Annotated in this window: 15 protein-coding genes; 14 read left to right on the top strand and 1 reads right to left on the bottom strand. The window is 39.1% G+C overall.

Going from position 1 to position 10,018, the window contains the following annotated elements; translation table 11 throughout:
- The 5 genes from HP456_RS15050 to HP456_RS15030 form a co-directional block, all read left to right on the top strand.
- Positions 1–951: hypothetical protein (locus HP456_RS15050; protein ID WP_216663301.1), on the top strand; the 951-nt coding region annotated here is incomplete at its 5' end.
- Between the two features lie 562 nt (positions 952–1,513).
- Entirely contained in the window at positions 1,514–2,062 is a 549-nt protein-coding gene (locus HP456_RS15045; RefSeq protein ID WP_172252513.1) for a signal peptidase I, read from the top strand.
- A gap of 12 nt (positions 2,063–2,074) precedes the next feature.
- A complete protein-coding gene (locus HP456_RS15040) occupies positions 2,075–2,788 on the top strand; it encodes a hypothetical protein (protein WP_172252511.1) in 714 nt (237 codons plus the stop codon).
- 114 nt (positions 2,789–2,902) lie between these two features.
- Entirely contained in the window at positions 2,903–3,403 is a 501-nt protein-coding gene (locus HP456_RS15035; RefSeq protein ID WP_172252509.1) for a protease inhibitor I9 family protein, read from the top strand.
- A gap of 602 nt (positions 3,404–4,005) precedes the next feature.
- A complete protein-coding gene (locus HP456_RS15030; protein WP_172252507.1) occupies positions 4,006–4,515 on the top strand; it encodes a CotO family spore coat protein in 510 nt (169 codons plus the stop codon).
- A gap of 65 nt (positions 4,516–4,580) precedes the next feature.
- On the opposite strand, the gene HP456_RS15025 is transcribed toward HP456_RS15030, so the two are convergent.
- A complete protein-coding gene (locus HP456_RS15025; protein ID WP_172252505.1) occupies positions 4,581–5,066 on the bottom strand; it encodes a CotY/CotZ family spore coat protein in 486 nt (161 codons plus the stop codon).
- Positions 5,067–5,202: 136 nt separating this feature from the next.
- Here HP456_RS15025 and HP456_RS15020 point away from each other — a divergent pair, with 136 nt between their 5' ends.
- The 9 genes from HP456_RS15020 to HP456_RS14980 all read left to right on the top strand — a co-directional run bounded on the left by HP456_RS15020 (position 5,203) and on the right by HP456_RS14980 (position 9,895).
- Entirely contained in the window at positions 5,203–5,562 is a 360-nt protein-coding gene (locus HP456_RS15020; protein WP_172252503.1) for a DUF1360 domain-containing protein, read from the top strand.
- 263 nt (positions 5,563–5,825) lie between these two features.
- Positions 5,826–6,293 (top strand): sporulation protein, encoded by a 468-nt coding sequence (locus HP456_RS15015; RefSeq protein ID WP_172252501.1) that lies wholly within the window; start codon positions 5,826–5,828, stop codon positions 6,291–6,293.
- Between the two features lie 12 nt (positions 6,294–6,305).
- Entirely contained in the window at positions 6,306–6,776 is a 471-nt protein-coding gene (spoVAC, locus tag HP456_RS15010; protein WP_172252499.1) for a stage V sporulation protein AC, read from the top strand.
- A complete protein-coding gene (gene spoVAD, locus HP456_RS15005) occupies positions 6,776–7,792 on the top strand; it encodes a stage V sporulation protein AD (RefSeq protein ID WP_172252497.1) in 1,017 nt (338 codons plus the stop codon). Before spoVAC ends, spoVAD begins: the two co-directional genes overlap by 1 nt.
- A gap of 19 nt (positions 7,793–7,811) precedes the next feature.
- Entirely contained in the window at positions 7,812–8,168 is a 357-nt protein-coding gene (gene spoVAE, locus HP456_RS15000) for a stage V sporulation protein AE (protein ID WP_172252494.1), read from the top strand.
- Between the two features lie 15 nt (positions 8,169–8,183).
- Positions 8,184–8,882: a DUF421 domain-containing protein gene (locus HP456_RS14995; protein ID WP_172252492.1), complete on the top strand. Its 699-nt coding sequence runs from the start codon at positions 8,184–8,186 to the stop codon at positions 8,880–8,882.
- Positions 8,883–8,954: 72 nt separating this feature from the next.
- Entirely contained in the window at positions 8,955–9,080 is a 126-nt protein-coding gene (locus HP456_RS14990) for a YjcZ family sporulation protein (protein ID WP_172252490.1), read from the top strand.
- Positions 9,081–9,201: 121 nt separating this feature from the next.
- Positions 9,202–9,462 (top strand): sporulation-specific transcription regulator SpoVIF, encoded by a 261-nt coding sequence (gene spoVIF / locus HP456_RS14985; protein ID WP_172252488.1) that lies wholly within the window; start codon positions 9,202–9,204, stop codon positions 9,460–9,462.
- 148 nt (positions 9,463–9,610) lie between these two features.
- Entirely contained in the window at positions 9,611–9,895 is a 285-nt protein-coding gene (locus tag HP456_RS14980) for a hypothetical protein (protein WP_172252486.1), read from the top strand.
- The last annotated feature ends 123 nt before the right edge of the window (positions 9,896–10,018 follow it).

Here is a 10,018-nt window from a genome sequence, read left to right as displayed (position 1 = left end):
TCATTATTCCTTATTCAATCTGTGAAAAATAAGTATTTTTTATTGCAATCAAGGTACTACCTTATGCAAGGGAACATAATACAAGCAGAAACCCTTCTGCATAAAATGAAAAAGCACCGTAAAGAATTAAGCGCATATGAAATTCATTTGCTTCATCACCTTTTGGGAATCACAGAAGTGCTGAAAGGGGACTTCAAGAAAGCTCTGGAGTACCTGCTTGAAATCAATGAAAAAGAATATCTAAATCATGAGTTTTTCTATCAAATCGCCATTGCTTATCATAACCTTCATTTTAAAGTAAAGGCTTATTACTATAGTGAACTCGCCCTGGATTACTTCAGGAAAACCAATAATTTTAAAAAAATCATTGATGCTGAAACAATCAAGTTGATAAACGAAGGAAGAAACGAACTTTGGAATTTTGAAGATCTCATTGATCGATATAATCGATTAATAGCACAATGTGATATTCTCAATGAAACTTCTAAGAAGGCGGCTTTATTAAGCAATTTGGCTTATGAACACTCCTATGCAGGGGACAATGAAAATGCGAAAAAATACTATGAAAAGACATTATCTTTACAAGAAAAAGATAAACACTCTCCTATCTATCTTAATAATTTGATTGGGTACGTTTATTGCTGTTTACACATTGAAGGAGATCAAGACGAACAGCAACTCAAGCAATTAATTGAAATAGGCAGTCAAATCGCAATGGACATCCACGATCAAAGCAGCTTTCAATTTTTCAAAATGCTTCGTTTATTATATGAGAATAAAAAAAAGCTGTACTATCAATTTATTGAAGACAAAATCATTCCTATGTTGGAGGAAAAAGGAAAACATCAACAATTACAAACATATGAAAAAACTATGTATCAGCATTACTTAGACGAGGAAAATCTAGAGAAAGCTCTTCAGTATGCGAGTAGATTGGTTCAAAATTGTTAGATGAGTTTGTAAGTTTTGGAGACTTCCCTAAATCAAAAGATATATAGTTTGCAGATAAATTCCAATCAGAAAGGAATTATATAAAATTAGAATAGGATTGCCTTTAGACCAAGAGTACAGGAAAAGTACCTTGGTTTTTTTATTTTAAGAAGTAAAAGCTCCACCTGCCGTTCAAAATCCAGAAAGAATGTACGATTTCAAAAATTCCTTCCGACATTTTAATTCTAATAAGTAGACTAAACCACCAGTAGTTCTGCAACAAGTGCCTCTAACCGACAAATTTGGGGAATTTAGATAGTAATATAAGACTGGTTATTATGTCATGTATCAGAATTATTCTTTTGCCAGTAAAGGATCATCCATTACAATACTGGCTCGAATTAGGTGGTAATACCTATCATCCTAGAAGCTCTTTCCCCCTGTTTAACCCAATACAACAAACTTTCAAGCTGTGTAATAATATAATTAGAAATCAGAATCTTAACGAAATTCTGATTGTAATAGATCCTCTTTTACTTCTATCAGAAATTACATACACCTCAACTAGAATAGTGGGTGAGAAATGGAGCAGGTAGTGAACATTGTCAAAAAAGCTATACCAATTGTAATCTTTATACTCATCTTGATGATCATTGTTTCCATTTTCATAAGCCTGAGCAGCAGTAAACCGCTAACCTTTTTTGGATACAAACCGCTGACAGTATTGTCGAATAGTATGGTTCCTACTTTTGAGGCTGGGGACGTAATCATCACCAAAGAGATAGATGCAGAAGATCTTAAAGCGGGAGATATCATCACTTTTTACAACAAAGAGAACAACTTGATTACTCACAGAATCACCTCAATTGTTGGAACAGGAGGAGAGGAACACTTCTATACACAAGGTGACAACAACAACACAATGGATGAGGACATGACAACGGCAAATAAAATAGTAGGGAAGGAACTATTCCATATTCCCAATCTTGGTTTTCTATCTCAATACACGAAAGGACCGATGGGTTTCTTACTATTTATTATTATTCCATTAGCAGGGTATGTGTGTTTAACGGTTTATGAAAAAACGAAGCAGCAGAAGAAACAAGAGGAATTTACCAAATCAAAAAATTAATGGGGGATTGACATGTTTAAGTTGAAAAATGCATTTCTGGGAAGCGCGTTAGTAGGGGCAATCGTAGTATCTGGAAGCTTTGGTACATATTCTTGGTTTACATCCGAGACGAATGCCACAGGTACGATTTCGAACGGAACATTAGAAATAAACAACTCACAAGACATGGAAACAAAGATCATCGAAGCTACCGGGTTTGCTCCTTCTCAATTAAAATACGGTGAATGGTTAAAGGTTGAAAATACAGGAGATATGAACGCTTATCTTAGAGCTACCTATAACCAGTCTCTAAGTGCAGATGTACCATTAGATGCATATAAAGTAGGGTATATCGCTTATAAGTTCTCTGAAGGACAAGAAATGACAGACGACATCCTGGAAGAATCAAGAATCTACTTAGATGAGTTATTCAATGGGACAACCAATGAAGTAAAATCTGTGTCCAAAGCGATCGCTCCTGGAGTTGAAATGGTTGTCGGATTTGTCGAGGAAGAAGAAAATCAACCTGCTGCAAAAGGCATGAGCGGAAAAGCCAAGATGGTACTCGGGGATGGCTCGAAAGAAGGCGCGAAGCATGAATTCTGGCAATTAAATGATGACCAATATATTGATCTTTCTTTCGCAATCAAATTGGACGAAAAAGCCGGTAATGAATATCAAGGGGTTACGTATACATCGAATTTGAATATAACAGCCAAGCAAATGGATGATGGAGCTAAAAACTAAAGTATCCCTTCATGATAGATCTTCACTCATGACGGTTGAAAAAGAAATCGATAGGAGACAATCTTTGATAGATTGTCTTTTTTTTTACTTTTTCATAAAGGAGATCGGATGTTAATGAAGAGTTTCTACTGGAATCTCCTTTTGCTAGTCTTTATGATGGGCGTAGGAGGATGTAAGGCGAACATAGGGGAGGATACCTTTCAAAAAGAGGAAGAGGTGGTGGAGGAGACAATGAATTCCTCAGTTAAGGTTGATCCATCGATTGACCTTTCAAGTGAGAAGACAGTATCAATTATCATTGAATTTAAGACCAAACCGGCAAAAATTGCTATCCTGGAAGCAGAAGCTCAAGGATTGAAGATAAGCCTGGACGCAGCCAAGGAACATGTAGAAAAAAGCCATCAGGCGTTTCAGAAGGAACTTCATGCCTTTCTGGATGGAAAACAAGTGGAATATAGCATTAAACATAGGTATAAAACTGCCTTTAATGGGGTGTCAATGGAATTGCCTGCAAATGAAATTAAGAGGTTAATGGGTTCTTCGGTCATTTCCAAAATTTATCCAAATGAAGAAATCCAACTGAATCCTCCTATCCAGCCTTTAGACCAGATGTAATAGAAAAGAAAACCGTCCAACCCTTTCATGTTTCTAAAAAGTGTGGCGGTTTTCTTTTATACTAAAGTAGAAAATCACGATCAATTTAAGAAAAGGGCACGTGTTTTATCCTTGACTATAATCACAAAATTTAACTAAATTTTAGGTTATTATAGATGGAATTGTTGTTCTGAAAATATATTTTGTGCGCAATATCACGAAGTTGCTCTTGAAGTTGTCAAAAATAGTTAAACAAAAAGTCGATTTGAACATTCTGATGAGACCTGCTTTAGAAGCGGTAAGAAGTGAATTCCCTGAACGATTCTCGTCAGTACGATAGTGCAAACAGGAGATTTTATTATAGTCCAAACGTGGATTCAGAGCATAAAAACAACCAAAAGAAAGGATGCATTTCCGTGGTTTCATTGGCAGAAAGATAAAGTTCACTTGCGTTTTCTTATATTCAGCAAGGTTATCGGTTAACCGGGTACAGCTTAAACTCTTGAAGAAGACAGGTTCCACCTATAGAATATATTCCAATTAAATCTTCTACATCAAAAAAAGAAACTGACATGCACTCATTGCATACATATAGAAGTGGAGATGAATTGGAGGTGTGCATCATGAAAAAAGAAAAAGCAACAAGCAAGGAACCACTGTTGTATATTCAGCAGCCTAAGCTACAGGAAGTAAAAGGGAATATGCAAGTGACCTACCGTTCCGCAAAGCCAAAAGAAAAAAAAGAAAACATCCCGAACCAATCAATTGCACTTGATTCAGAAAAGCATCGTGATGTTGAAAATAGAAATGAAAAAACATATCAGAAAGAAACAAGTGAGGATAGACAGCCTCAAACGAAGTCTGAAAAAGAGGAACCAAAGTCAGCAGCATACTCCTTCAGAAGGCTGAAACCTTTCAAAGAACTAAACATGGAAGAAAAGCTGGATTATATCTCTGCCAGTATCAATGGCAAAGTACCGTTTCCATGTGAGTTCAGCACAGATACGGTCGCATATAAAGGTGTGCTTTCCGTAAAAAATGATCATGAGTTAAAAGTAAAAACATTTCAGGGCGAAGAAGTGACCATCGCAAAAGAATCATTGAAATCAATCAAAATGATAGGCTTACACTAAAAGAAGCCAGGCGGGAATTCCCGGCTGGCTTCTTTCTCAGTTAAACTTTGCTGTTTTCAAGCTGATTAATCTTCACACAAGTCAACATAAACATCTTTGATACATTGAATTGCACAGAAGCAATCTAGATCGACAGTGATACAGTCACCAGTCAATTCCCATTCGCTCATCATGCCTTCTGCTTCATCAAAATCTTCGCCTCTGCTGTCGCCTCTGCTGCCGCCATGACCACCATGATGCTCAGGCTTCAATACTTGTAAAGTAGCGCAGCAGTTATCGAATATTTCTTTAACCCGGAAAAATGGGGATTTCCAAGGCTTACCTTTGATGTGCGCTTTGAATGTGTCACCATTCTTCAAATAAAGCTTGAAGATACGGGTGTTTACACGATTAGCAGGGCTTACCATCGTTCCCAGTGGCTCAAGGAAACAGTCATTACGGCATTCGTTGCAATCGTCACCAGCGTCTTGAATATCCTTAATAGCGCGAACTGCTTGACATACACAGCCGAGATCTTTTTTACCAAAATCTCTATCTCTTCCGCAACCCATATAAAGTTCCTCCTTAAAATGAATTTCATTTACATTACTAACATATTGTTGGATAGGCAATTAGGTAACGGACATCTGCCCTCTTTTAAAAATTTGGGCTTGTATAAATTTATATTCAGAGAAAGGGGGATCTCAGTTGGAGTTTACAATGGTACAGCTTATAGCTCTCGGATTTGCTATTTTCCGTATGACACATCTGATGGTCTTTGATAAAATTACAGAATTTATGCGGACGCCATTTTTTGATGAGGTGAAGGAGGAGGAAAATGGTGTGGAAGAAATTTATCTCATTCCAAAAACAGGTGGTGTGATAGGCTTTATAGGACAATTATTGTCCTGTTATTGGTGTACCGGAATATGGGTGAGTTTATTTTTGTATGGCGGTTACTTATGGCTGCCCCTCTATTTTGGACCGTTCATTACATTACTTGCAGTTGCAGGTGTGGCCGCAATTATAGAAGCAGCTGTTCAGAACTGGAATAGAGGTGCCGACTAGGTAATTAGTGGAAACAAGCACGCCTCTATTCACATATAATGAATCAACTTCATCCAAAAGGAGGCAATAAATTGAAAAAAACCTCTGTAAATAGCATGATTAGACCAACAACTGCTACAGCTAATAAAAAGAAAAAAGGCTGCGGTTGCGGCTCGAAATCAAAGAAAAATTAGATTGCTCTTAAGAGCAGTCTTTTTTTTTCATAAAATTAGACTTTATGAAAAAAATAAGGAGTGAGTATAAATAAAAATGAGGGATTTAGTATGAAAAAATGTTTATTTGCAGTAATCACTGCCTGCTTATTGATTCTGGGATGCGTTAATAAGGAGGATGGAAAGGAGAGCAAGATCGCCCTCCTTAAGAAAACCGACCCGGCGCCCATTGAACTGGTTGATCATCCTGAAACGGATAGTTTCGGCCATGCAATAAAAAAGGAATTGGCCAAGAAGAAGGAGCTTTATGATGTAGCTGTCATTCAGAGCAAAAAAGAAACGCTTGTCGTTTACAAAGTAAAACATCTACAGCGCTTTAAAATGAAGAAAATCGAAAAGGACATGGAGAAGTATCTCGAAGGGAAATATCCCGGCGAAGATTTCATTTTATCCAGTGACTATAAGATATTTCTGGAAACTGTCCGCTTAAAAGAAAAAATGCAGCATAAGTCGATTTCGAAGAAAGAGGCTGAAGAGGAATTCAAAGATATCATCGAACTTCAAAAAGAAAAGACATAGGAGGAATCAGTAGTGGGAAAAACACAAAAAACCCCCGAACAACAGAAATATGAAAGCCTGGAAAAGCAATATGAAACAAAAAGGCCTTTATTGACAAATGTGATTAAAGCATTTTTTGTGGGGGGAGCCATTTGTCTTGTTGGCCAGGCTGTAAGTTATTTCTATATATATTTTTTCAACTTCACCGAGCAGACAGCCGGGAACCCCACAGTGGCTACAATGGTCTTTTTTGCCATGATCCTTACAGGGTTCGGTATATATGATCATCTTGGGCAATTCGGAGGGGCCGGAAGTGCAGTTCCTGTAACAGGATTCGGTAATGCAGTAATTTCAGCTGCAATCGAACATAAAACAGAGGGGTACGTTTTAGGTGTAGGGGGGAACATCTTTAAACTTGCCGGTTCAGTCATCGTATTTGGGGTATTTGCAGCTTTTGTAGTTGCCTTAATAAAGACTTTATTAATTAAATGGGGAGTGATCTAATGCTTAAGGGAAAAAGATCATGGGTCTTTAAGGCACAGCCTGCGATTCTTTCCACCGGTGTGGTCGGAGGTCCTTTTGAAAAAAAGGGGAAGTTAGCGTCAGATTTTGACCGGTTTTATGACGATTTGTGGATGGGACAAGATACGTATGAAAAAGCGAATCGCACTCTTATTGAAGATGCTGTGCAATTAGCACTTGAGAAGCAATCTCTCCAAAAGGAGGATGTGCAATTTTTCTTGACCGGCGACCTGATCAATCAGATAACTCCTTCAAGCTTTGCGGCACGGACTTATTCATTTCCATATTTCGGTCTGTTCGGTGCATGTTCCACTTCAATGGAAGGATTGGCACTGGCCGCTTTTCTAGTGAATTATCATGGAGCTGAAACAGTGATGACGGGTGCTTCCAGTCATAACTCAGCTACAGAAAAGCAATTTCGATATCCGACAGAGTATGGCGGCCAAAAACCTCCTACTGCTCAATGGACGGTAACTGGTGCAGGGTATGCAGTGGTGGGAAATGGTGATGGACTGTCTGCACCAGCACCTAGAGTGACTTCTGCAACAATAGGTAAAGTGATTGATCTTGGTTTATCAGATCCTTTCAATATGGGTGGCGCGATGGCACCGGCGGCCGCAGACACGATTTCCGGTCATTTTCAAGATTTAGGAAGAGACCCTTCCTACTATGATTTAATTGTTACCGGAGATCTTGCGGCAATTGGGAGACAGACGGCGATGGAGATGCTCAAGGAGAAGGGCTTCACTCTGACAGAACAGCAATATAAGGATTGCGGATTACTCATTTATGGAGAAGATCAGCCGGTCCAATCGGGAGCAAGCGGACCAGGGTGCTCAGCGACCGTTCTATACGGCCACTTGCTGAACGAAATGAAGAAGGGTACTTATAAACGTATTTTAGTGGTCGCAACGGGTGCGCTGCTGTCGCCGCTTACCTTTCAACAAGGGGAGACAATCCCGTGCATTGCCCATGCAGTGTCGATAGAATTTTTGTAAAGTAAAGGAGGAATCGTAAATGATTGCAATGTTTTTTTGGTCATTTGTGATCGGTGGAATCATCTGTGTCATCGGCCAGTTAATGTTTGATGTAGCGAAATTGACACCTGCACACACTTTGAGTCTGCTAGTGGTAGCAGGCGCCATACTTTCGGGATTTGGATTATATGAACCGCTTATTGATTTTGCAGGGGCAGGGGCAACGATTCCAATCACAAGCTTTGGCAATTCCCTTGTAAACGGGGCGATGCAGGAATCACAGGAACACGGGCTGGTGGGTGTATTAACGGGGATGTTCGAGGTAACAAGTTCCGGTATATCCGCTGCGATCGTGTTTGGCTTTATGGGTGCACTCCTTTTTAAACCAAAGGGGTAATGGGAGGAAACAGAAATGCCTGAATACTTGCAAGTAGCAGTCAGAAGCTTGTTTATTCTTCTCTCTTTGTTTATTATTACAAAATTACTGGGGAAAAAACAGCTGTCGAAATTATCATTTTTTGAGTATATAACAGGCATAACAGTAGGCAGCATAGCCGGCACTCTTTCAATGGATCTCGGTCTGCCGCTGGGCGAGGGCCTGATGAGTATTTTACTCTGGTTCTTATTTCCACTGCTTTTTTCTATCTTGTCTCTGAAAAGCAGCAGATTCAGAAGATTTGCCGAGGGTACGCCGTCCATTTTTATAAAAAATGGTGAAATCGATGAGAAAGCCCTGCGGAAAGAGAAGTACTCGGTGGATGAGCTGCTTGAGCAACTAAGGAAAAAAGATGTATTCCGTGCTGCGGATGTTGAGTTTGCCACTTTAGATACAAACGGCGATCTGAGCGTAATGCTGAAGAAAAACAAACAGCCCCTATTGAAAGAGGATATGTCGCTAGTCACTCAGGTATCTACTCCTCCTCAGGCTGTGATTTCTGATGGGAAGATTGATGAAGCGGCATTGAATGAAATAGGATTTCCAAAACCCTGGCTTCTAAAAGAACTATCTAAGAGGCAGCTGAGTGTCGAGTCGATCTTTTTGGCACAGGCAGACAGTGAAGGTAATCTCACCTTCGATCTTTTTAATTGGACAAATACACACCAAAAATAAAAAAAGCCCATACGGATCAACCCTCACTTACATATGTTATAAATGACTAAAGGTAAAGTGAGGTGATGCTAAATGCCTTACGGATATGGATATGGATATGGTGGTGGCTCCGGATATGGCGGGGGTTATGGATCTACTTTCGTATTAATCGTCGTCTTATTCATCTTGTTGATTATTGTTGGTGCCAGCTTCTGCTAATTTGAAGCGAAAAATGAGACAGAATCCTCGAATAGAGTGATCCTGTCTTTTTTTTATGAACATTCACGCTCTCCGCTTTTTTACATATGATGCTTATAGTTAAAAAGGAGGCGTGTTACTCATGAATAACAACTTTTTCAAGAATCTCGAGCAAAAGACAGGCGTCAACATGAACGAAGTGTTAGAGCTTGCCAACTCATTGCAAAATGCTAATTTCAAAGATGAGGCAACTGTGAGAAGTGTCATCAAACGGGTGTCTAAAATCGCAAAGAAACCTGTCAATAAAGAAACGGAAGACAAAATAGTCCAATCAATCGTAAACGATGGGAAGCAATTGGATTTCAGTACCATTTCAAATATGCTGAATAAGGGAAAAAAATAATTTTCTCAAAGAGAATGGACATAAAAGCACGGAAACCTTCGTACTTTATGTTAATTCTCTTTTATTTTTTGTTTTTACAGTGGTTAAGTCTCCAAAAGTTTTAATCATATATATCAGGGTAAAAAGCTAATATAAGGAGTTGATCTGAATGGGGTATATTGCGCCGATACCACACCATCAATATAAACAGTATCAAGAAAGAGAGATGAAGGTTGAAAAACATCCGTATCGATTCTTCCCCGTACAACCCGTAAAAGCATTGAAGAATAAATCAAAACAGACCGATCACGAAGAAATACATACCCAGCCATACAGAGAGAGCAATCATAATGATCCGCCATCCCGCATAGGAAAATTCCAAAAAACATTCATCTCTTCCGAATTATTAGCCCAACTTACAGGAAAAGGGGCAAACATTAACGAATATGTATAAAGAAAAGCGGAGGCGGCTTGCCTAGAGGCGACAAGCATAAGACAGGGCAGCCACAAAGGCGCCTTTTGCCTTTTTGGCTGTCATGACTTATGTCTCGAGCTACTAGCCGCCGAAGGAACATCC

Source organism: Bacillus haikouensis (assembly GCF_013179555.1).
Taxonomy (GTDB): Bacteria; Bacillota; Bacilli; order Bacillales; family Bacillaceae_B; genus Rossellomorea; species Rossellomorea haikouensis_A.
Note: the sequence above shows the minus strand (reverse complement) of the source record. Positions and strands in the feature narration are given on the sequence as shown.